Annotated in this window: 20 protein-coding genes; 9 read left to right on the top strand and 11 right to left on the bottom strand. The window is 70.9% G+C overall.

Translation table 11 applies throughout. The annotated features are described in order from the left end of the window. Positions 1-57 precede the first annotated feature (57 nt). The 5 genes from AC30CM_RS15780 to AC30CM_RS15760 all read left to right on the top strand — a co-directional run bounded on the left by AC30CM_RS15780 (position 58) and on the right by AC30CM_RS15760 (position 4,338). Positions 58-579, top strand: a complete 522-nt coding sequence (locus AC30CM_RS15780; protein WP_490117838.1) for a Jag family protein — start codon at positions 58-60, stop codon at positions 577-579. A 75-nt stretch (positions 580-654) separates the two neighbouring features. Further along, positions 655-1,356, top strand: a complete 702-nt coding sequence (gene rsmG / locus AC30CM_RS15775) for a 16S rRNA (guanine(527)-N(7))-methyltransferase RsmG (protein WP_490117837.1) — start codon at positions 655-657, stop codon at positions 1,354-1,356. Continuing rightward, positions 1,353-2,342, top strand: coding sequence for a ParA family protein (locus tag AC30CM_RS15770; RefSeq protein WP_490117836.1), 990 nt, complete (start codon positions 1,353-1,355; stop codon positions 2,340-2,342). Before rsmG ends, AC30CM_RS15770 begins: the two co-directional genes overlap by 4 nt. Then, the gene (locus AC30CM_RS15765; RefSeq protein WP_490117835.1) at positions 2,339-3,334 is read left to right on the top strand and encodes a ParB/RepB/Spo0J family partition protein; all 996 of its coding nucleotides are present in this window, start codon (positions 2,339-2,341) and stop codon (positions 3,332-3,334) included. The genes AC30CM_RS15770 and AC30CM_RS15765 overlap by 4 nt, the downstream gene beginning before the upstream one ends. A 251-nt stretch (positions 3,335-3,585) precedes the next feature. After that, complete coding sequence (locus tag AC30CM_RS15760; RefSeq protein ID WP_490117834.1) at positions 3,586-4,338, top strand: acetyltransferase; 753 nt, start codon at positions 3,586-3,588, stop codon at positions 4,336-4,338. 21 nt (positions 4,339-4,359) lie between these two features. On the opposite strand, the gene AC30CM_RS15755 is transcribed toward AC30CM_RS15760, so the two are convergent. The 7 genes from AC30CM_RS15755 to AC30CM_RS15725 form a co-directional block, all read right to left on the bottom strand. Further along, positions 4,360-5,550 (bottom strand): N-acetylmuramoyl-L-alanine amidase, encoded by a 1,191-nt coding sequence (locus AC30CM_RS15755; protein ID WP_490117833.1) that lies wholly within the window; start codon positions 5,548-5,550, stop codon positions 4,360-4,362. A gap of 152 nt (positions 5,551-5,702) precedes the next feature. After that, complete coding sequence (gene trxA / locus AC30CM_RS15750; protein WP_490117832.1) at positions 5,703-6,035, bottom strand: thioredoxin; 333 nt, start codon at positions 6,033-6,035, stop codon at positions 5,703-5,705. A gap of 81 nt (positions 6,036-6,116) precedes the next feature. Continuing rightward, entirely contained in the window at positions 6,117-7,052 is a 936-nt protein-coding gene (trxB, locus tag AC30CM_RS15745; RefSeq protein ID WP_490117831.1) for a thioredoxin-disulfide reductase, read from the bottom strand. Positions 7,053-7,438: 386 nt separating this feature from the next. Continuing rightward, entirely contained in the window at positions 7,439-8,104 is a 666-nt protein-coding gene (sigM, locus tag AC30CM_RS15740; RefSeq protein WP_490117830.1) for an RNA polymerase sigma factor SigM, read from the bottom strand. Between the two features lie 57 nt (positions 8,105-8,161). Next, on the bottom strand, positions 8,162-11,812 hold the full coding sequence (gene murJ, locus AC30CM_RS15735) for a murein biosynthesis integral membrane protein MurJ (RefSeq protein WP_490117829.1): 3,651 nt from the start codon (positions 11,810-11,812) through the stop codon (positions 8,162-8,164). Next, a complete protein-coding gene (locus AC30CM_RS15730) occupies positions 11,809-14,211 on the bottom strand; it encodes a DUF6049 family protein (protein ID WP_490117828.1) in 2,403 nt (800 codons plus the stop codon). The genes murJ and AC30CM_RS15730 overlap by 4 nt, the downstream gene beginning before the upstream one ends. Further along, positions 14,208-15,059, bottom strand: a complete 852-nt coding sequence (locus tag AC30CM_RS15725; RefSeq protein ID WP_490117827.1) for an NUDIX hydrolase — start codon at positions 15,057-15,059, stop codon at positions 14,208-14,210. The genes AC30CM_RS15730 and AC30CM_RS15725 overlap by 4 nt, the downstream gene beginning before the upstream one ends. A 199-nt stretch (positions 15,060-15,258) precedes the next feature. Between AC30CM_RS15725 and AC30CM_RS15720 the strand changes: the two genes are divergently transcribed. The 3 genes from AC30CM_RS15720 to AC30CM_RS15710 are packed head-to-tail and all read left to right on the top strand — an operon-like array spanning position 15,259 to position 18,263. Then, positions 15,259-16,665: a CCA tRNA nucleotidyltransferase gene (locus tag AC30CM_RS15720; protein ID WP_490117884.1), complete on the top strand. Its 1,407-nt coding sequence runs from the start codon at positions 15,259-15,261 to the stop codon at positions 16,663-16,665. A gap of 37 nt (positions 16,666-16,702) precedes the next feature. Then, entirely contained in the window at positions 16,703-17,239 is a 537-nt protein-coding gene (locus AC30CM_RS15715) for a pullulanase (RefSeq protein ID WP_490117883.1), read from the top strand. A gap of 22 nt (positions 17,240-17,261) precedes the next feature. Next, the gene (locus AC30CM_RS15710; RefSeq protein ID WP_490117826.1) at positions 17,262-18,263 is read left to right on the top strand and encodes a squalene cyclase; all 1,002 of its coding nucleotides are present in this window, start codon (positions 17,262-17,264) and stop codon (positions 18,261-18,263) included. Here AC30CM_RS15710 and AC30CM_RS15705 read toward each other — a convergent pair. Beyond that, positions 18,260-19,042: a TIGR03084 family metal-binding protein gene (locus AC30CM_RS15705; protein WP_490117825.1), complete on the bottom strand. Its 783-nt coding sequence runs from the start codon at positions 19,040-19,042 to the stop codon at positions 18,260-18,262. The two genes, AC30CM_RS15710 and AC30CM_RS15705, sit on opposite strands and share 4 nt — an antisense overlap. 24 nt (positions 19,043-19,066) lie before the next feature. Then, a complete protein-coding gene (locus AC30CM_RS15700) occupies positions 19,067-20,359 on the bottom strand; it encodes an MFS transporter (protein ID WP_490117824.1) in 1,293 nt (430 codons plus the stop codon). A gap of 127 nt (positions 20,360-20,486) precedes the next feature. Here AC30CM_RS15700 and AC30CM_RS15695 point away from each other — a divergent pair, with 127 nt between their 5' ends. Further along, positions 20,487-21,092 (top strand): YqgE/AlgH family protein, encoded by a 606-nt coding sequence (locus AC30CM_RS15695; RefSeq protein WP_490117823.1) that lies wholly within the window; start codon positions 20,487-20,489, stop codon positions 21,090-21,092. A gap of 1 nt (position 21,093) precedes the next feature. On the opposite strand, the gene AC30CM_RS15690 is transcribed toward AC30CM_RS15695, so the two are convergent. Both AC30CM_RS15690 and AC30CM_RS15685 read right to left on the bottom strand, forming a co-directional pair. Beyond that, positions 21,094-21,450: a hypothetical protein gene (locus AC30CM_RS15690; protein ID WP_490117822.1), complete on the bottom strand. Its 357-nt coding sequence runs from the start codon at positions 21,448-21,450 to the stop codon at positions 21,094-21,096. Between the two features lie 48 nt (positions 21,451-21,498). Beyond that, on the bottom strand, positions 21,499-22,189 hold a 691-nt coding region (locus tag AC30CM_RS15685), incomplete at its 5' end, for an LpqN/LpqT family lipoprotein (RefSeq protein ID WP_490117821.1).

Here is a 22,189-nt window from a genome sequence, read left to right as displayed (position 1 = left end):
GGGCTCGATCCCCATGCCGACTCTCCGTGATTCACCTGCAGATCAGGAAGGACGAACATGACAGACGCCGATACCACCGAACGCGCCGCTGGCGAGTCGACCAAGGCTGCCGATCTCGAGGAGAGGTTGGTCGCCGAGGGCGAGATCGCCGGCGACTATCTGGAAGAGTTGCTCGACCTGCTCGACTTCGACGGTGACATCGACCTCGACGTCGAGGGTGACCGCGCGGTGGTGAGCATCGACGGCGGGGGAGACCTCAACAAGCTGGTGGGGCGCAAGGGCGAGGTGCTCGATGCGCTGCAAGAGCTGACCCGACTGGCCGTGCACCAGAAGACCGGCGAGCGCAGTCGCCTCATGCTCGACATCGCGCGTTGGCGGCGACGCCGCCGGGACGAGTTGGCGGAACTGGGTGACCGGATCGCGCGGCGCGTCGTGGAGACGGGGCAGCGCGAAGTCCTCGATCCGATGACGCCGTTCGAGCGCAAGATCGTCCACGACGCGGTCGCCGTCGTCGACGGGGTCCGTAGCGAGAGCGAGGGCGCGGAGCCATCCCGACGCGTGGTGGTTCTCCCCGCCTGATGGCACCGGGGCCGGCACGAAGATCGTGCCGGCCCTACTTACATAGATGTAGTTTCCCTGTTTCGGCCGCGGAGGATGTTTCACGTGAAACATGGTGAAGTCCCGCCGACGCCCCCGGAGGCCGAGCAGGCGTTCGGGTCGCGCGTCGACCAGGCGACCACGTATACCAAGATCTTGGCCGGCGCCGGCATCGAACGCGGTCTCATCGGACCCGGCGAAGTCGACCGGTTGTGGACCCGCCACGTCCTGAACGGTGCGGCGGTCGCCGACCTCATACACCCCGCGGAGACCGTGGCCGACGTCGGCAGTGGCGCCGGCCTTCCCGGCATCCCCATTGCGTTGGCCAAGCCGGGAGTCCGTGTCATCCTGATCGAGCCGTTGCTGCGTCGCGCGGACTTCCTCCAGGAGGTCGTCGACGAGTTGGGCATCGAAGTGACCGTCGTCCGCGGTCGTGCCGAGGACAAGGACGTTCGGCAGCAGGTCGGCCAGATCGACGCGGTCACGTCACGAGCCGTGGCCTCCCTCGACAAGCTGAGCCGCTGGTGTCTGCCGCTGGTGCGTGACGGCGGCCGGATGCTGGCGATGAAGGGTGAACGTGCGCAGGACGAGATCATCAGACACCGCGGTGTCATGGAGTCGTTGGGTGCCGAGGACGTGAAAGTGGTGAAATGTGGCGTGAACTTTTTGACTCCACCCGCGACCGTGGTCGTCGCGCGGCGCGTGGTGCGCAAGCCGCGGCAGGGTCGTCCAGCGAGCCGCGGGGGAGCGCGCCGATGAGTCGTCAGGACGTTCCCCCCGGGGCACCGCCGCCGTCTGGTGCGGACGCAAAGTCGAGCGATGTTTCACGTGAAACATGGGTGGCGCCGGAAGAGCCGACGTGGCAGGAGCCCGCGGTGGACACCCCGATCGGTGCGGAAGCACAGCGCGCGGTACGGCTGCTGCACAAGGCCAAGGGGCAGGGGCTGCCCCGCCCCGAGCGGCAACGGGTCTTCACGATCGCGAATCAGAAGGGTGGCGTCGGCAAGACGACCACTGCGGTCAACGTCGCGGCGGCCCTGGCACTGCAGGGACTGAAGACCTTGGTGATCGACCTGGACCCGCAGGGAAATGCCAGCACGGCGTTGGGCATCGAGCACCGTCCGGGTACCGCGTCGTCGTACGAGGTCCTCATCGGCGAGATCTCGCTCGAGGAGGCGTTGCAGCAGAGCCCGCACAACGAGCGGCTCTACTGCGTCCCCGCGACCATCGACCTCGCGGGCGCTGAGATCGAGTTGGTGAGCATGGTCGCACGTGAAACGCGGCTCCGGAGCGCGCTCGCCGCACTCACCAACTACGACTTCGACTACGTCTTCATCGACTGCCCACCGTCGCTCGGACTCTTGACCATCAACGCCTTGGTCGCGGCACCCGAGGTGTTGATTCCGATCCAATGTGAGTACTACGCGCTGGAAGGCGTGGGGCAGCTGCTGCGCAACATCGAGATGGTGAAGGCGCACTTGAACCAGAGCTTGGACGTCACCACCGTGGTGCTCACGATGTACGACGGCCGCACCAAGCTCGCGGACCAGGTGGCGGTCGACGTGCGGGCGCACTTCGGCGACAAGGTCTTGCGAACCGTGATCCCACGCAGCGTCAAGGTCTCCGAGGCACCCGGATACGGGATGACCATCCTCGACTACGACCCGGGATCGCGCGGTGCCATGAGTTACTTGGACGCCAGCCGGGAGATCGCAGAACGCGGAACGACGAGAGGACGCCAGTGAACCAGCCGCGGAGCAAGAAGAGTGGTCTCGGCCGCGGCCTCGCCTCGCTGATCCCCACCGGGCCGCCCGACGGGGAGCGCAGCGATCTGCGCATGGGCAACGCCGCCGCCGACGTCGTGATCGGCGGAGGGCAGCCCGCACCGACGGCGGTTCCCGATCTGCCGGTGTCGGACGTCGGGGCGGTGTACCGCGAGATCGATCCCGCGGCCATCGAACCCAACCCGAAGCAGCCGCGCAGCGTGTTCGACGGTGACGCTCTCGCCGAGCTGGTGCACTCGATCCGCGAGTTCGGTCTCATGCAGCCGATCGTCGTGCGACCGGTCGACGGTTCCGCCGGCGGCGCCCGCTACCAATTGGTGATGGGGGAGCGGCGGTGGCGTGCCGCGCAGGAGGCCGGGCTGGCCACGTTGCCGGCCATCGTCCGGGAGACCGCCGACGACGCAATGCTCCGCGACGCGTTGTTGGAGAACATCCACCGTGCCCAGCTGAACCCCCTCGAAGAGGCGGCGGCGTACCAACAACTGCTCGACGAGTTCGACGTGACGCACGAGGAGTTGGCGGCGCGCATCGGACGGTCGCGGCCGGTGATCACCAACATGATCCGTCTCATGCGGTTGCCGGTGGCGGTGCAGCGCCGCGTCGCGGCGGGCGTCCTGTCGGCGGGCCACGCGCGAGCGCTGTTGGCACTCGAGGGCAGCCCGGAACAGCAGGAGGAACTCGCGGCGCGCATCGTCGCCGAGGGCCTGTCGGTTCGCGCGACCGAGGAGGCCGTGACCCTGGCCAACCGCGACGGCAAGGAGTCGGGCCCGACGCCGCGACGCAAGCCGATCCAGATGCCGGGCCTACAGGACGTGGCCGAGCAGTTGTCCTCGGCGTTCGACACCCGGGTGACGGTGAGCCTCGGCAAGCGCAAGGGCAAGATCGTCGTCGAGTTCGGCTCGGTGGACGATCTGCAGCGAATCGTCGACCTGATGAATTCGGCGAAGGACTGAGGACGGCCCGGAGGCGATTTTCGGCGCTGTCGAGGCATGCACGACGACACCGGGTCATTCCGTCACTGTGACGGCCACCTGGCCGTCGGGGTGACGGATTCCGGTATCGAGGAGAAAGACGTTGTGTCCCAGCCAGATTCATCGGCGATGAGCGTCACGGTCGAGCAGAGCCGACGCGTCGGGCCCAAGCCGCGCCAGTCTCCTATCCTGGAGGGGCACGAGACGTCGTCAGCACAGACCGGGGGAGCGTAGTGCCCGCACGAATCACCGCGTTGCGGCTCGAAGCCTTCGAGCAGCTCCCCAAGCACGCCCGCCGGTGCGTGTTCTGGGAAGTCGATCCCGCGGCGATGAACGGTGACGATCACCTCGTCGACCCCGAGTTCGAGAAGGAAGCGTGGCTGTCGATGGTCATGCTCGAGTGGGGGTCCTGCGGCCAGGTGGCGGTGCACTGCCCGCCCGAGGACGCCGACCGCGCCCCGGTGCTGCCCGACGCGGACGCCGCCTGCCTGGGGTACGCCTTCTACGCGCCGCCCCGCGCCATCCCCCGTGCCGGAGTCTTCCCGACCGGTCCGGTCAGCGCCGACGCAGTCTTGCTCACCACGGTCGGAGTCGACACCTCGGACGAGGACGCACACGCGCTTCCGAAGGGGTTGATCGCGGCGGTGGTCGAGGACCTGGTGCGTCGCGGCGTGCGCGCTCTCGAGGCGTTCGGTTGTACCGCCGAGGCCGCCGAACTGACGGACCCCCGGCTCGTCACCCCGGACGTGCGTCCGGTCCTGCAGGCGCTGGGGGACTGCTCGGCCGAGCAGTGCATCGTCGACGCCGACTTCCTCACCGACGTCGGGTTCGTCGTCGTCGCGCAGCACCGCTACTTTCCGCGGCTGCGACTGGAACTCGAACAGGGCCTGGGATGGAAGGCCGACGTGGAGGCGGCGCTCGAACGCCTGCTGGCCACCGCCCAACTCACCCAGCCGGTGGGTGCGGGAGCGGGCCCGTGCCTCTGAGGCGAGGCGCCAAGGCGGCGGTCAGCCGTTGGCGGCCTGCTGCTCCACCGACATCTCGTGGGCGAGCAACTCGGCGAAGGTGAAGGTACCCGTCGGGCGGTCGTTCTTGCCCAGCAGGTAGAGCCGCTTCACCGCGGCCAGGATGCCCTCGGCGATGCAGTCGCGAATCTGCGGAGACGCCATCAGCTCTCGATCGTGCTGGCTGCTGGTGTAGCCTACGTCCACCTGTACGGTGGGCATCCTGGTGAGCCGCAACAGATCCCAAGTCCGACCGTGGGTGCGGCAATCACGCAAACCGCTGCGCGCCACCACTTCTCGCTGAATGAAGTCGGCAAGGTTGCGGCCGATGGTCGACACCGAGCCGTGCGCGTTGCCGAAGTAGAACGACGCCACCCCGTTGGCCGCCGACGCCGGCAGGCTGGCGCAGCGCAGGCTGATCATCAGGTCCGCGCCGACGGTGTTCGCGGTGTTCGCGCGCTCGGCGTCGGTCGGGCTGCCGGCCACCGGGCGCGACAGGAACGTCTCCATGCCGATGGCCGTCATGCGACCTTCCAGACGGCTCGCCAAGTCCCACAGGATGTCGGCCTCGCTGATCGGACCCGAGGGCCCGTTCATGATGGCGCCGTGATCGGCACCGCCGCGGCCCGGATCGATGATCACCCGCTTACCCGACAGTCGCGGTCCGGAGCGGCGGACCAACTCCTCCTCGCGAATCGCGTGCAGCGATCCGCCGGTGACGCGAGAACCCAGGAAGTAGAGCGACCGCAGCGTCTCGGGACCGCAGATGCCATCGGGGTACAGGCCGTACTCCCGCTGATAGGACATCAGGCTGTTGTGGGTCTGCAACCCGAAGTAGCCGTCGACGAGGTTGGTGTAGAACCCGAGTTCCTGCAACCGGGCCTGCAGCGTGGCGACGTCGTCGCCGTACATCGGGGCACCGAATTGGTGGGCCAGCGTACGGGCGCCCAGCCGGTAGGACGCCTCCTTGAGGGCACGGTAGGTGGCCTCGCCGACGACGCCGTCGACGAGCAGGCCACGGTGCTGTTGGAAGGCCCGGACGGCGTGATCGAGTTCGTCGTCGAACGCGTCGAAGGCGACGTGTTTGCCGGTGGTGAGATCGGCGTCGGGGTTGTCGATGAGTCCCAGGGCGGCGAGGGCCGCACGGATCTCGACGACCGCGCCTCCCCGGTCGCCGCGGCGCAGACTCGACATAACCAGGCCTTTCAGTCACGGACGGCCGCGACCCGCATGGTGGCGGCCGCTGACGGACTAGCCAGTATTGTCTCAGACCGGCCGCAGAATCCGGAAACCCGGAGGCCGGGGGCGCGGCGTGTGCCACACCCCCGCATCCGGGAGTCACGACGTCAGACGGCGTCGCCGATCTCGCGCAGCAGCGCGGCCTTGCCCTTGGCGCCGACGATGCGCTTCACCGGCTGGCCGTCCTTGAACAAGATCATGGTGGGGATGGACACCACCTGGAAGTCGCGTGCGGTCGCCGGGTTGGCGTCCACGTCGATCTTGGCGACGGTCAGCGCGCCGGCCTTCTCCGTGGCGATCTCCTCGAGCACGGGCGCGACCATCTTGCACGGACCGCACCAGGTGGCCCAGAAGTCGACCAACACGGGGGTCGAGCTGGAGAGGACGTCGGCCGCGAACGTGTCGTCGGTGACCTTGACGGTCGCACCGTCACTGCTCATGGTTGCGCTCCTTCGATGGGGTTGTTCGGTGGACGTGTGTTCGGTGGATGTGGTTCTGGTGCAGCGTGTTCGGGAACGGCGTCACTTGTGGTCGGCAAGCCAGCGCTCGGCGTCGATGGCCGCCGAACAGCCGCTGCCCGCCGCCGTGATCGCCTGGCGGTAGGTGTGGTCGACGAGGTCACCCGCGGCGAACACGCCGTCGATCGTGGTGGAGGTGGTGCGGCCGAGCACCTTCACGTAACCCTCGTCGTCCAGCTCGACCTGGCCGCGCACCAGCGACGACCGCGGGTCGTGCCCGATCGCGACGAAGACACCGGTGACCGCCAGCTTGGACTCCTCGCCGGTGACGGTGTTGCTCAACCGCAGACCCGACACCTTGGGCTCGCCCTCGACCTCGGTGACCACCGTGTTGGTGAGCACCGTGATCTTCTCGTTGGCCTGCACGCGCTCCAGCATGATCTTGCTGGCCCGGAACTCCTCGCGCCGGTGGATCAGCGTCACGTGGCTGGCGAACCGCGTCAGGAACAGCGCCTCCTCCATCGCCGAGTCGCCACCGCCGACGACGGCGATCTCCTGGTCGCGGAAGAAGAAGCCGTCACACGTCGCACAGGTGCTGACACCGGTGCCGATGCGCTCCTGCTCCCCGGGCACCCCGAGATGACGGGCCGCCGCACCCATGGCGAGGATGACGGCCTTGGCCTGGAACGTCTCGTCACCGACCGTGACCGTCTTGACGGGTCCCTCGAGCGACACCGCGTCGACGTCCTCCATGCGCAGGTCCGCGCCGAAGCGCTCGGCCTGCTCGCGCATCTCCGCCATGAGCTCGGGGCCGGTGATGCCCTCCTTGAACCCGGGGTAGTTCTCCACCTCGGTGGTGGTCATCAATGCGCCACCGAACTGCACGCCCTCGAACACCAAGGGCTTGAGCTGCGCCCGCGCCGTGTAGACCGCGGCCGTGTAGCCGGCAGGGCCCGAACCGATGATGATGACGTCGTGAACCGTGGGATTGGAGGTCATGTCCACCCTTCTCGTTTCTCGCCGGTGCGCGCGTTGCGCGTCGGCACGCATATAACACCAGCGTAGGGCCCGCTGTTCCCCGGCGCGGCCGGTGGTACGCACTCGTTCGCGCATTCAGGGAATGTTCAGCCCCCGGCGGGCGTTCAATGGTTGGACGAAGAAGCTGCGCACGTGATGGAAGAAGGTCGGCACTGATGTCTAGTCGAAGGCTGATGGCCCTGGCATCGGCCGCCTTCGCGGGAGCCGGAACCCTGGCGGCCGCGGTCACCATCGCGGCGGCGCCCGGTGTCGCGTCGGCCGAGCCGTGCGTTCAGTTCATCCAGCCGTTCAACCCCTACCTGCAGACCTGCGGCATCCCGAACAACCCACCCGCGGTGCGGGGCGCCTCACCCGGCGCCGGGGCCATCATCGCCTGCCGCAACATCCCGGGATGCCTGTCGTCCGTCGTCAACGGCGGGCCGGGCTATGGGTTCGGGGGCTACGGCTACTGACGGCCCGTCGGCCACCAGCGGTCGGCAATACTCCGCCAGGCGGGCCCGCCCCCTGGCGCGTCGACTCTTGACCGTGCCCTCGGGTACGCCCAGAAGGGCGGCTGCCTCCGCCACCGAATAGCCGTGCATGTCCACCGCGAGGATGGCGGCACGCTGCTCCACGGGCAGGCGCAGCAAGGCGCGCTGCACCACCACGGCCGTGTCGACGTTCGCGGTCGGGTCAGCGCTCGGGTGCGCGTCGTCCTCCAGCGGCACCGTCGGATGGATCTTGTTGCGGCGCAAGCGGTCCACGCACGAATTGACGACGATGCGGTGTAGCCAGCTGCTCACCGACGCATCGTGGCGGAACCCTGCCGCCGCGCGATGCGCCGAGAACAGGGCATCCTGCAGGGCATCGTCGGCGTCGTCGCGGTTGTAGCTCGCCCGATGCGCCACCCGGCGCAGCTGCAGCCGGTGCCTGCCGAACAGCGTGGCGAACGCGTGCCGGTCACCGGCGACGTGGGCTGCCAGGAGTTCGGCGTCGGACGGCTCGGTGCCGTCCCCATCGGCGAAGCTGCTCACAGCAAAACCCTAGGTCGGCTCGAGGCCCCCTCGTGACACCAGTTTGGGCGCCCGAACTCAGCCTGCCGTCTTGAGCTGGATGTCCGACAGCGCGGTTTCGCTCTTGCCGTCCACGGTGCCCAACGTGGTGATCCACACCAGCAGGTTCGACGTCGGCGTGGGATTGGCGATGTCGATGGTGTTGGACCCCGGCCGCATGGGCGTCGGAGGCGTGAGTTCGGTGGTGTCCGACAGCGCCGCGGGCGTCGCAGACTGTGCGGAGCGGATCTGGATCGAGGTGCCGGTGCTGTTGAGGTTCAGCGTCACCGACGCGACCGCCGTGGGTTCGGGCAGCTGCAGGATGAGCCCGACGCCACTCTTGAACGACGGGAAGGGCGCCGCGTCGCTGTAGGTGTCCGTGGGCCACGCCGTCGCCGGGTTGCCGTCGATGGCAAGCCCCGCGTCCTGCGGGTTGTCCGCCTCGCCGCCCGGTGAGAACACCGTTGCGCGAACGGGTTTCACCACACCGGTGTTCGCGGTGCTGGTCTCGCTGGTGGGCGCGTTGAGACCGAGTTGCTGACGGTCGATGCCGCCGCCGACGTCGCCGAACACGCCCCGCAGGGCGGACGCCAACGCCACCAGACCGCCGACGAGGATCACCGCGCCCACCGCCAACCCGATGATCAGGCCCTTGCGCCGCCTGCTCAGGGCAGCACCGCTGCCCACCGCGCCGTCGGGCGCGCCGCCCTCGGAACCGTCCGGCCCGTTCACGGGGGAGAGCAGCTCGGTGCGGTCGGCCACGGCCGTCGCCTGCTGCAGCAGGTTCAGCAGCGTGCCCGCCGTGCGGATGCCGCCGTTCTCCTGAACGGCCCGCGCCGCCGCCGCCGAGATCTGGAACGGGATGTCCCGATCGATGGCGCGCGGCTCCTGCGCCTGACCGGCGGTGTCCTTGCCTGCAGGTGCCAACCCGCTGGGCGACCCGATCTCCGGCAGCGGCCAGCGGTTCACCAGCAGCGCGTACAGCGCGGCGCCGATGCCCCTGATGTCACCCTCCGGGGTGGCCTCGCGCAGCGTGGCGGGGAAGGCCAGCGCGACGTCGCCGTCGATGCTGACGCGGACGCGGCCGGGATGATCGATCGACAGCGCGACACCCAGCCGGTGGGCCGCTTCGGCAGCCGCCGCGAGCGACTGGATGGCCCGCGCACCGCCGATGGCCGACGGGGCCGTCTCGGCCACCTCGACCAGCGACCCGCCACGAATCCACTCCGAGACCACCAACCCGCCGGAACCGGTGTGCACCACGTCGAGCACCCGGGCCACACCGGGCATGTCGAGCCGGCTCAACTTGAGGGTGCGGGCCAGGATCTCCTGCAACTCGGCGTCGGGCAGTTGCGCGTCGGGGTCGACGAACGTCAACGCCACCTGCCGGTCGAGTGCGGTGTCGAGGGCATGCCAGAACTGCAGGTGCGGTGGTCCGCCATGGGAGACGAGCAACCGGTAGCGACCGCCCGCGATGGTGGCGCCGGGGATGAGGTGCACCTCGTCGTCGGTGGCGGCCTCGATGGCGGGCTCGCTGGGCACGCCGAACGTCATGGGCTCGCGCGTGGGATCCCCGGCGTAGTCGGCCGGTGGGCGGCCGGACACCGGAACCGACGCCGTCGCCGACTCGTGATCGGAGACGTCGGGTTCGAAGTCGTCGGCCGACGGCACCGGGAGGCGCGTGGTGGCTCCGGCGTCGGCGCCCGCCGCGGAACCGTGTGCGGAGTCGTCGCTCACCGCTGGTCCTTTCCACGGAGGGACTCCGGCAACTCCTGCCGGAGGGATCACCCGCGGGGCCGGCCGGGACGGGCCGGCGGCTCGCGGATGCGAATCAATGTGCTCAGGGTACGGGAAGGGGTGTCGCCGATCAGGCGGGACGGCCGGTGCCGCCGAGGGTCCTCGCGGACCGCTCACCGTGCCGCCGGACAGCGCCGCGGGAGCCGATGCGGCGGCAGGCGTCGACGCCGTACCGCGACCCAGTCGGCGCCGCACGAACGCCAGCGCAGCAGCGGCCTCGGGCACCTTGGCCGCCACCATCACCGCACCGATGATCGGCAACATCACCAGGCCGAGCACCAGCAGGCGCAGCAGGGAACCGCCGGCGCCCGCCGACTCGGTGAGCGTCTCCAGGCCCGTCAGCTGGTCGATCACGTGCGCCACCAGGCCCGCCGCCAGCGACCCGGCGATGGTGACCAGGATGGTGCGGATCACCGGCAGCGTGATGAGACGCCCCGCCGGCGGTTTGAGGTTGGCACGCAACAGGACGTGGCCCAGGGTGGCGCCGGCGAGGAAGCCGAGGCCGTTGGCCAGACCCAGGTAGCCGGCGACGAGGTCGGGGTCGTCGGTCAGATGCGGCGCCGCCAGCGAGGCGACGATCTTGACGGTGGTGATGACGAGGATCAGCGCGATCGGCGTCCACGGTTGCTCGCGGGCGTAGAACACCCGCAGCTGCAGCAGCACCATCGCATAGGGGATCAGCGTGAAGGCCGACAGTGTGATCGCCATGCCCAGGTAGCCCGCGTCGGTCGCGCCGAAGTTGCCGTACGCGAACAGCGCGCTGCCGATCGCGGGCCCCCCGACCGTCATGAACGCCACCACCGGGATCAGCGTCACCATGGTCAGGCGGGTGGCCAGCGACAGATCGGCCAGGACGGCGGGCCCGTCACCCGCCGCCGCGTTGCGCGACAGCCGCGGCATGACGACGGTCAGCACCGTCACCCCGATCAGGCCGAACGGCAGCTGCAACACCAGCCACGTGTAGTTGTAGATCGCGGGCCCGGACGCGGCGGCGCCGCTGGCGATCTGATTGCCGACGATCATGCCGATCTGGCTGATCACGACGTACAGCACCATCGCCAGCGCCATCATGCCGAACTTCTTCAGCCGCTTGTCGATGCCCCACAGCGGGCGCAGACTGACCCGTTCCCGCCGGATCGCGACGAACAGCACCGCGTTCTGGGCGAACACCCCCAGCGTGGTGCCGATGCCGAGCACCAGCAGCTTGGCGTTGCCCATCTCCACGGGATCGAGCGACAGCTCACCGGGCACCAGCACGTAGAGACCCAGCGTCGCGATCGCCACCAGGTTGTTGACCACCGGCGCCCAGGCCGGGGGACCGAAGACGTTGCGGGTGTTCAGGATCGCCATGAACACCGACGACAGGCCGTAGAAGATCACCTGCGGCAGCAGCAGATACGCGAACGCCGTCGTCAACGGCCGGTTCACCAGCGGGTCGTCGCCCAGCATCAGGTGCACCAGCAGCGGCGCGGCGGCCACCGACAGGATCGTGGTGACCAGCAGCAGCGCCGTCGCCAACGTCACCAGGCGGCGCACGAAACCCGTTCCGCCGTCGGGATCGTCGCGCTCGGCGCGTGCCAACACCGGCACGAAGATCGCGGTGAACGTCGCCTCGAGCACCAGCGCCGCCACCATGTTCGGCAGCTGATTGGCCACCGAGAACGCGCTGGAGAGCGCGGCGCCCAGGATCGCGGCCAGCAGCACGATGCGGATGAACCCGGTGATGCGGCTGATCAACGTCGCGAACGCCATGCCCCACGACCGGGACACCACCGCCGCGTCCGACAGTTCCTCGCGGACGGGGCCTGCCTTGCCCGCACGACGACGCGGGGCGGGGCCCCGGGGGATGCGCTGGCGGGGCGGGGCGGGAGCGGGCCGACGCGGCGTGGTCACGTGTCGTCCCCGCCGTGGGCGATGGCGGTCTCCAACGGATCGCCCCGCTCGGCGTCGCGGCGCGGCGGACGATCGAGGTCGGCCCGGTCGGGCTGGCCGCGGAACCGATGCCACAACCGGCGGCCGACCAGCAGCGCCAGCACGACGCCGCCGGTGAGCGTGATGAAGAACAGCACCTTGCCGTAGGCGTTCGAGTGCACCGACAGGCGGACCTGCTCGCCCAGCGGGAGCCCGTCGGCGGTGCGCAGGGCGACGTCGACGGCGACCCGCTGGGTGAAGTGCACCTCGATGGGCACCCGCAGGGGGAGGTAGCCGGGCGGCAGTTCGATGACACCCATGTCGGTCACCGTCATCCCCGGTGGGGCGTCGACGTCGAGGCGCACGCGGATGGGGACGGGAAGGTCGTTGCGCAGGGCCAGCGGCAGCGGACTGCGCTCGGTCGCCAAGGTGTAGGAGCCGCCGGGGTTGACGATCGTCACGGCGTTGAACAGGTCGTCGACGGTGGCGTCGGTGCGGCGGATGCGCTGCTCGGCCAACCCGTTGCGTGCATCGGGGGGGACCGACTGGCTGAGCGCGCGCAGCATGTCCTCACGCAGCGGCGCGGTGTAGCGCGCGCCGGTCAGGCCGGTACGCGGGTCGGTGGTCAGTGCTGCGGTCAACCCCCACAGCCGTCCCGTCACCGACGCGATCTCGCCGGTGACCCCGGCCGTGAACGTCGCGCGGGGATTGCCGAAGGCGTCCGCGGGCGTCCGGTCGGTCGGGGGACCCACGGCCTCGCTCTCGTCGACCACCGCGGTCAGGGGGCGGGGGGTCGTCAGACCCGAGTGGATCGAGGTGGCCAGCGCCGAGAGCACGGCCGCGGCGTCCTCCTGCTGCAGGTCCCACACCAGCGGCGGCATCAGGATCTCGGTGCGCGGCTGGGCCGCCGGGCGCAGCCCGCGCCACAGGATCGCGGCCACCGCGTCCTGGCGGCGCGCCACGGGCGAGTCGTGCGCCACCGGAACCTCCAGCGACGGATCGAGGTACGACGGCGTCGTCGGGCGCGTCCCCGCGCCCGCGAGCGCCGCCCCGACCGTCGGATCGAACGGCGCGGTGACCAGTTGCGGTCCGTAGCGTTGCGGCGTCAGGTCGACCTGGGGCGGCACGCCGTTGGCATCCTGCGCCACGTACTGCGGCGCGGCGATCGCCACGGTCGGCCCGCGGTCCGCGAGCAACCGCGCGGCGGGCCCCGTCAACGCGCCGTCGCCCACCAGCGTCGCACCGCGCACCGACTGCACGCCCAGGATCTGATCCACCACGTCGGCGGCGTCGACGGTCGCGATCGAGGACAACCCGGGGTCGCCGACGCGCTGCAACGCGGTCAGATCGGCCTGCGCGTACACCGACGACGTCACGCACAACCGCTGCGCCAGCGCCTTCAGCCGGCTCAACCAGTTGACCGCGGCCTCCTGGCCGGTACCCGGATGCGTCGTCCCGGTCAGGCCGGCGTCGGGGGAGTCGACGACGACGTACCCGACGGTCATCGCGTTGACCGTCACCAGCAGGTCGGGATCCACGGCCAGGCACATCGCGCTGCGCACCTGACCCGATGGATCCACCCGTGGGCTGGTCGCGAAGTCGGCGGCCGAGAGCAGGGTGTCGAGCCGGCCGCCCGGTGCCAGCGAGGTCGCCAGGTCGTCGTCGGCGAGCCGGGCGGGCGTCGTGCCGCCCGGAACCCCGGCCGCCAGCCGGGGACGGTCGGCCAGCGGCCACAGCATCGTGATGCGCACCGGGCGCGACGTGTCCGGCGCCACGACGGCGGCCAGGGGGTTCGCCGCGTCGGCGGCCGCCTCCTGCGGGTCCGGCGGTACCCCCAGCACCGGCAGCAGGAAACGGGCGTCGTCCAGGCGTGCGGGGGCGCCGTAGTCGGGGGTGCCGTTGACGTTGACCAGCAGCGGGTAGACGCCCGGTTCGGCGATGCGCAACGACGGCCCGCCGGTCCCGCGCACGGGATAGGACAGCGTGAACGGCACGCTGTCGCCCTGGTTCAGTTCCGGTGCCACGGTGATGAAGTCGGCGACGGGTTGGTACTCCTCGAGCCCCCCGGCAAGGCTGGTGCGCAGCCCGGCCGAGGCGGTGACGGCGTCGCCGTGCTCGAGGCGGATCACGACGTCGCGCACGGATCGGTCGCCGATGTTGGCCACCCGTCCCGAGACCGTGACCACGGGGGGACCGGCGGTGCTCACGATGTCGGGGGTGACGGTCTCGATGCTGATCTTGAGGAACTGGGTGCCGCCGGGGGCAGCCGCCGCGCCGGGGGCCAGCAGGGCAGGCGCCACCGCCAGCAGCAGGCACAGGACGGCGACCAGCAGCCGCAGGGCGATCGGAGAGGCCGTCACCCGCGCCGCGCGTTCGATCATGGGCCCTGACCGCAGCCGTTCGCCCGCCGGCCGGGCTTCGGTGATGGGGGCTCCTCGGTGCGCCGGTTGCGGGTGTGCGAGTGCGTCTGGGGCCGGCGGCGTGGCGCCGTGCGCGGTAGCGGCGGCAGTGCCTCCGGTCCGTCGGTGTGCAGCTTGTCGATGAGTTCGCCGGCGACCTGCGCGAGCTTGCGTTCGTCGGCGTACGCCAGTTTGGAGGGCAGTTCGCGCAGCGGCACCCACGCCACCTCGGTCACCTCGACGTCCTCGTCGGACAATTCTCCGCCGAGGAAGCGCATGAGGTAGTGGTGCACGGTCTTGTGGACGCGGCGGCCCTCGGTGACGAACCAGTAGTCGATGCTGCCCAGCGCGGCCAGTACGTCACCTCGGATGCCGGTCTCCTCGGCGACCTCGCGGATGGCGGTCTGCTCGGCGGTCTCACCCATCTCGATGTGGCCCTTGGGCAGCGACCACAGCATGCGGCCCCGGCGGTCGACGCGGCCGATCAGCGCCGCCACCTGCCCGTCCTTGGGGCCGTCGATGCCGTCGATCACCAGGCCGCCCGCAGAGGTCTCGTGCACGGTGCGCAGCCGGTCGTGGGGGCGGCGGGCGGTGGCCGCGCCCCGGGGGCCGGGTGCTGGCACCGCCCTGGGCACGGGGCGGGGTGCGTCGGCGGCGGGCGGCGGCCCGGTTGCGGGGTCGACGGGGGTGCCGGGCGCGGGCGCGGCGTTGCGGGCGGCGGCGTTGGGGGCGGCACTGTTGGGGGCGGCACTCTGGGGCGGACCTGCCGAGCGTCGGCCGCGGCGCCTTCCCCGGCGCCGTCGTGGTTTGGCCTGTTCGCCCTCCGACACCCAAGCGATAGTAGCTGCCACCTCCTCTGGACCTGGGCGCCACTGGCCGAAGGCGCCGGGCTGATGCGCACTCGTTACGGTCCGCCCCGTGGCCGGTACCGCCGCGGGCCCCACGGCCCGTGCCACCGCCGACGCCCCAGTAGGCTCACCGAACGTGCCGACCGACCCCAGTGCGGAAGCAGCGCTGCTCGCCGCCGCCATGCGCAGCCTCGCGCCGCACCAGGCCGTGCTCACCGAATTGGGTGCGCTGTTCGCCGCGGCCGGGCACGAGCTGTACCTCGTCGGCGGCAGCGTGCGCGACGCCGTGCTCAACCGACCGGTCAACGACCTGGACTTCACCACCGACGCCCGCCCGGACGCCATCGCGCGCATCATCCGGCGGTGGGCCGACGGGTTGTGGGACACCGGCATCGAGTTCGGCACCATCGGGGCCGCCAAGGGCGCGAACCGGATCGAGATCACGACGTTTCGGGCCGACAGCTACGACCAGGTGTCGCGCAACCCCACCGTCGAGTTCGGCGACAGCCTCGCCGACGACCTGGTGCGGCGCGACTTCAAGGTCAACGCGATGGCGGTGCGCGTCGACCCCGACCAGCCCGGCGGCGTCGGCCGATTCCACGATCCGATGGACGGGTTGAGCGCGGCCGCCGAGCGCATCCTCGACACGCCGTCGGCCCCCGAGGTGTCATTCGGCGACGACCCGCTGCGGATGCTGCGAGCGGCGCGGTTCGTCTCCCAGCTGGAGTTCACGCCCGCCCCGCGGGTGGCCGAGGCGATGACGCGGATGGCCCCGGAGCTGCGGCGCATCACCGCCGAGCGCGTGGCCACCGAACTCGACAAGCTGCTGCTGGGCGCCGACCCGGTGGCGGGGGTGGACCTGATGGTCCGGACCGGGCTGGGTGCCGAGGTCCTCCCCGAGGTCGGGGACATGCGGATGGCCATCGACGAGCACCATCAGCACAAGGACGTCTACCAGCACTCCCTGACGGTGCTGCGGCAGGCCATCGATCTCGAGGAGGCCGGCCCCGACCTGGTGCTGCGCTGGGCGGCCCTGTTGCACGACATCGGCAAGCCCGCCACCCGCAGGCACGAGCAAGACGGCGGCGTGAGCTTTCACCACCACGAGGTGGTGGGCGCGAAGATGACCCGCAAGCGGATGCGGGCGCTGAAGTACTCCAAGCAGATGGTCGACGACGTCTCGCAGCTGGTGTATCTGCACCTGCGGTTCCACGGATACGGTGACGGCACGTGGACGGACTCGGCGGTGCGGCGCTACGTCACCGATGCCGGTCCGCTGCTGCCGCGGTTGCACAAGCTGGTGCGCGCCGACTGCACGACGCGCAACAAGCGTCGGGCGGCGCGATTGCAGGCGAACTACAGCGACCTCGAACACCGCATCGCCGAGTTGGCGGCCAAGGAGGATCTGGCGCGCGTGCGCCCGGATCTGGACGGCAACGAGATCATGGCGATCCTCGACATCCCGGCGGGTCCGGTGGTGGGGCAGGCGTGGAACTTCCTCAAGGAGCTCCGGCTCGACCGCGGGCCCCTGGACCACGACGAGGCCGTCGCCGAGTTGCAGAAGTGGTGGAACGCCAGGCAGACCTGATGCGTCCAACCTCGTCGAGGGGATCGAGGGGATGCACGTGGACTACTGCATGGGTGACGGGTTGGGCGACGCGGTCGTCTGGCCGGGGGAGCCGACGCTGGACGTCGACGCCGACGGCGTGCTCGACGCAATCGGGTTGGACTTCGACGGGGACGGCAGGCCCGACGACGCGTTGGCCGATCTGGACGGCGACGGGCACGCCGATCACCTGGTGCTCGACGTCGGCGCGGGGGAGGCGCGGTTCACCGACGACGGCTCGGGTACCTGGGCGGTCGCGGCGCAGCGGGGCGCGGCACTGCGCTGGTTTGGTCTCGACGGCGTCGAGGCGACGGGCGGACCGCTGGTGGACTTCGACGGCGACGGCCAGGCCGACGACCGGCTGCTGGACCACGATCGCGACGGCCTGGCCGATCGCGTCCTCACCGGCGGGCGGGATGACGGCCGGGACGACGGCCGGGACGGCGGGCGGGACGGCGGCCGGGCCTACGTCGACGCCGACGGTGACGGACGTTGGGACCTGATGCTCGGCGACGTCGACAGTGACGGGTTCGCCGATTCGGCGGGGACACCGTAGGCGGCCTCGCTAGGTTGGGCGGGTGGCGCCCAGCGAGATGCCAGAGCTGCCCATCGAGATGCCGGCGGACGTGCTGGCCTGGCTGCTGGACTCCGACCCGGCGTTGCGTTGGCAGGTGGAGCGCGACCTGCTGGGGGCGCCGGATCCGACGTGGCAGGCCACGCGGGCGCGCGTCGCCGTCGAGGGGTTCGGCGCGCGGTTGCTGGCGCTGCAGGACGTCGGCACCGGGCTGTGGGACGGCGGCGCGTTCTTTCCCGCGGACTTCGACGTCGCCGCCATGGAGACCGAAGGCCAGCCGTGGACGGCCACCACGTGGTCGCTCAACGACCTGCGGGAGTGGGGCGTCGACGCCGAGGTGCTGCGGGCTCGCCGGACCGCCGAACTGATCGCCGCGAACGCCCGCTGGGAGTACGAGGACCTGCCGTACTGGGACGGGGAGGTCGACGTCTGCATCAACGCGTGGACGCTGGCCAACGGCGCATGGTTGGGCGTCGACGTCGCCGGTCTGGCGGCGTGGTTCGGCGAGCACCAGCTGGCCGACGGCGGGTGGAATTGCGAGTGGGTGGAGGGTTCGACGCGGTCGTCGTTCCACTCGACGCTCAACGCGTGCCGGGGCCTGCTGGCCCACGAGCAGGCCACCGGTGCGGCCGCGGGGCCGCGGCGCGCGGGTGAGGAGTACCTGCTGGTTCGCCGTCTGGACCGGCGGTTGTCGACGGGCGGCGTCGTCGGGTCGTGGGCGCACCGGTTCCGGTATCCGCAGCGTTGGATGTACAGCGTGCTGGGTGCGCTGGACCACTTCCGGGTGGCGGCGGCGCACGACGGCGTGGCATTGGACCCGCGGTTGGCCGACGCGGTCGAGATCGTCCGCGCGGCAGGCGGCCCCGACGGCCGCTGGCTGCAGGGCGAGCGGCTCCCGGGGCGGACGTGGTTCGACGTCGACGTGCCCGAGGGTGAACCGTCGAAGTGGCTCACGCTGGCGGCGTGGCGCGTGCTGACGTGGTGGGCCGGCGGGCGATTCCGTTAGCCGCGGCCGGCCCCCGGCGGCCCCGCGAACGCCTGCGCGATGGTGAGCCACTCCTGCGCGTCGGCACCCTCGGCGGTGACGTCGAGGTCGGCCCGCGGTCTGCGCTGGGTGACGAGCATGCAGAAGTCCGCGGCCGACCCCGTCACGCGCTGCTCGGCGTCGTCGGGCCCCCACGTCCAGGCGCTGCCGTCCGGTGCCGTTAGTTTCACGTGAAACGGTGCCGGGGGAGGGGTGCGCCCGTGCACGGTGAAGGCGAAGTCCCGGGTACGCACGCCGAGGTGGGCGATGGCACGCAGCCGAGGGGTGGGTGGCCGCCGCACCCCGAGGGCGTCGGCGACGTCGAGCCCGTGCGCCCAGGTCTCCATCAACCGCGCGGTCGCCATCGACGGCGCGCTCATCGGCGGTCCGAACCAGGGTAGTTTTCTGCCGTCGGCGACGTGGAGCAGACCGTCGTGCAGTGCGGTGCGGGTCGCACGCCACTGCGCGAGCAGTTCGGCGGGGGGCGTGCGAGCCAGTTCCTCGGCACCGTCGTCGACGAAGCCGAGGGGGTTCTTGCCCGCCTCGGCGACCACCGCGGCGAACGCGGGCTCGTCGCCGACCGAGAGTGTCGCCACCCGGTCGGTCCACAGCAGGTGCGCGATCTGATGGGCGATGGTCCAGCCCGCGGCGGGCGTGGCGGTCCGCCATGTGTCGGCGGGTAGGTCGGCGACCAGCGCGTCGAGGTCGGCGCTCTCGTCGCGGAGATCGTTGACGGTGCTCGTGAGGACGTCGGTGGCCACTCGAGTGACCCTAGACCGCGGTGGTCACGGCGCCGGCTTGGACCGGCGCCCCAGGCTGAGGTGACCGAACAGGCCCAGCAGGTAGGCCAATGCGCCGGCGACGACGAGACCGGGCGAGTCGCCGTTACCGGGGATGACGGTCGCCGCCGCGGCGATGGCCCCGACGAACGACACCCAGAACAGCGAGTCCTGCACGGTGAACACGTGACCGCGCAGGGCGTCGTCGACGTCGATCTGCATGGCCGTGTCGGCACACAGTTTGACCATCTGGCCCAGCGTGCCGAGCAGCAGACCGCACGTGATCATCACCGGAAGCACCAGTCCGGCACCGCAGAGTTGCACGCCCGCCGCCAGCGCGAGGGCGCCGTTGGCGGTGCGGTAGCGCCCCCAGCGTCGCACCGCGAACGGCGTGAGGAGGTTCGCCACGAAGCCACCGACTCCGACGGAGCCGACGAACACGGCGGCGGTGCCCAGACCGAGGCCGGCGACGTCGGCGTCGGCGTCGCCGTGGCGCACCAGGATGAGCACCAGCAGCGTGTTGATCCCGATCGCGAACCGGTGGGCGGCCAGCCCGGTCAGCGTCGCCGCGACCGTCGGCACCCCGGCGACGGCCCGCAACCCGTAGCCCCAGCCGGTCGCCACCACGTAGAGCACGGATCCGTGCACCTCGCGGCGGGTGTGGTCGGGCCCGAGCACGTGCGGCCGGAATCGGATGGACAACACCAGTGCCAACGCCACGGGGAGCACCGCGCAGTAGATTGGTACCGACGCGCCGGTGTCGTCGGCGCCGAACAGCCAGCGCGGCACCAGCATGAAGCCGGCACCGAAGAACGCGGCCGCCGCGCCTGCGGCAGTGGCCAGCGAGTTCATGGTGACCACCTGCTCCCGGGGCACCACGTGGGGCAGTGCCGCGGACAGACCCGACGAGACGAAGCGCGAGAATCCGTTGACGATGAGCGCCCCACACAGGATGCCGATGTCGCCGACGCCGACGAGCAGCAGCGTGGCCACCGCGAGCATCATCAGCACGCGCGCGGCGTTCGCTCCGACCAGGACCAGCCGGCGGTCCCACCGGTCGAGCAGGGCACCGGCGAAGGGTCCGAGGATCGAGTACGGCAGGAACAGCACGGCGAACGCGCCCGCGATGGCCCACGGGGTGGCCCCGCGTTCGGGATTGAACAGCAGCGCGCCCGCGAGCGCCGCTTGGAACAGCCCGTCGCCGAACTGGCTGACGACCCTCAGTTCGACCAGCCGACGGAACTCCGGGAGGGCACGCATGGCCCGCCACAGCACCGTATGCCTTCGCGTGCCTGCCACCTGATCGATCCTGCTCCGTCGTCGGATTTCCGGGCGATCCGGGTCCACCCCTGAATCTTTCCAAAAGTCCCGAGCATCGCCGCGCCCGTTCGCCCCGAGCGGCTGCCGCGGGTGTCATGATGGTCGGGTGGCGCAGTCAGAGGACCCGGAGGACTACCTGGCTCCTGCGCCGCAGCGTGTCCGGGCGGGCACGCTGCTGCTGGCCAACACGGATCTGCTCGAGCCCACGTTCCGGCGCAGCGTGATCTACGTCGTCGAGCACAACGACGGCGGCACGCTGGGCGTGGTGCTGAACCGGCCCAGCGAGACCGCCGTCTACAACGTGTTGCCGCAGTGGACCAAGCTGGCCGCCAAGCCGAAGACGATGTTCGTGGGCGGTCCGGTCAAGCGGGACGCGGCGCTGTGTCTGGCCCGCTTGCGCCCCGGGGTCGACGCCGGCGACGTCCCCGGGCTGCGGCACGTGCAGGGGCGCATCGCGATGGTGGATCTCGACGCCGACCCCGACGACGTGGCCCCCGCAGTGGAGGGCGTGCGCATCTATGCGGGCTACTCCGGGTGGACCATCGGGCAACTCGAGGGTGAGATCGAGCGCGACGACTGGATCGTGTCGTCGGCGTTGCCCACCGACGTGCTGGTGGAACCGCGGGTCGACCTGTGGGGGCGGGTGTTGCGGCGTCAGCCGCTGCCCACGGCGATGTTGGCGACCCATCCCATCGACGTCAGCCGCAACTAGATCACTTGCAGGACAGCGTGCACGACGCGCACGCGCTGCCGCAGCCCCCGGACCGGCCGGCGGCCTGGCGCGCCTCGGTGCGGGCGACGGCCTTGGCCGCCTGATACCACCCGGCGGCGATGGTGCCGATGGCGCCGGCGACGCACAGTCCCAGCAGCAGCACGGCCGCACCCGCGGGCGCCGACAGGGCGGCGGCGCCACCGGCGGCCATCATGACGGCACCGGCCAGCTGGGTCGGGGCGACTGCGCGCAACACGGCGGCGACGGCGTCACCCGGCCGGGTGCGGGTGAGCTGCCACAGCCCGGATGCGGCCACGACGGTGGCGGCGCACAGGCACAGCACCGCGGCGATCAGCATGCGGTCGAGGATACGAGTGGTCAGGCGCGGGCGCCTAATCCGGCAGCGCTAGCTGGGCACGCCGGGCAGGTGCGGCAGTGCCGGCAGCGGCGGCAGACCGGGGATGGCCGGCGGCGCGGCGGGAGCGGGAGCGGGAGCGCTGACGCGGAAGCCGTTGACGATGCCGTCGGTGGCCTCACCGGCGGCCACCGTGACGTTGGCGCTCGTCGTCACCGACAGCGTGACCAGGTAGCGGTCGGCCCCGGATTGCGCGATCACGTTGCGGCGCGAGGTGTTCAGCGTCATGTTGTTCTGCCGGTACGTGCCTTCGATGATCGACGACGGCATGCCGCCGAAGTCGGCCATGGAGCCGTCGGTGGAGCGCCACGCGGGCAGCTGCTGGTTCTCGATGAAGCCGTGACTGATGGCCTCGCGCGGATCGAAGTCGCCGACCAGCTTGTAGACGTTGAGTGCGGCGTTCGAGGTGTAGAGGCCGTCGCCTCCGCTGCGATCGGCGATGACGGCGAAGGCATCGGGGACGTTGGGGTCGGGCACGTGGCTCCAGCCGGTGGGCATGGGCATCACGATGTTGAGCGCGGTGAACCCGTTGCTGGTCTGGGGCTCCATGGCGACGTTGTGTTCGCGGAAGTAGTCCCGGATGGTGCCCGACGCCGCGGGAGTGATGGCCGGCGCGGCGGGCGCGACGCCGACCGCGGGGGCAACGCCGGCCGGCGCGGCGACGCCGGCCGGCGCGACCCCA

The sequence above is a fragment of the Mycobacterium sp. DHQP2018-32-09 genome (genome assembly GCF_058148405.1).
This window is presented reverse-complemented; position numbering and strand designations above follow the sequence as displayed.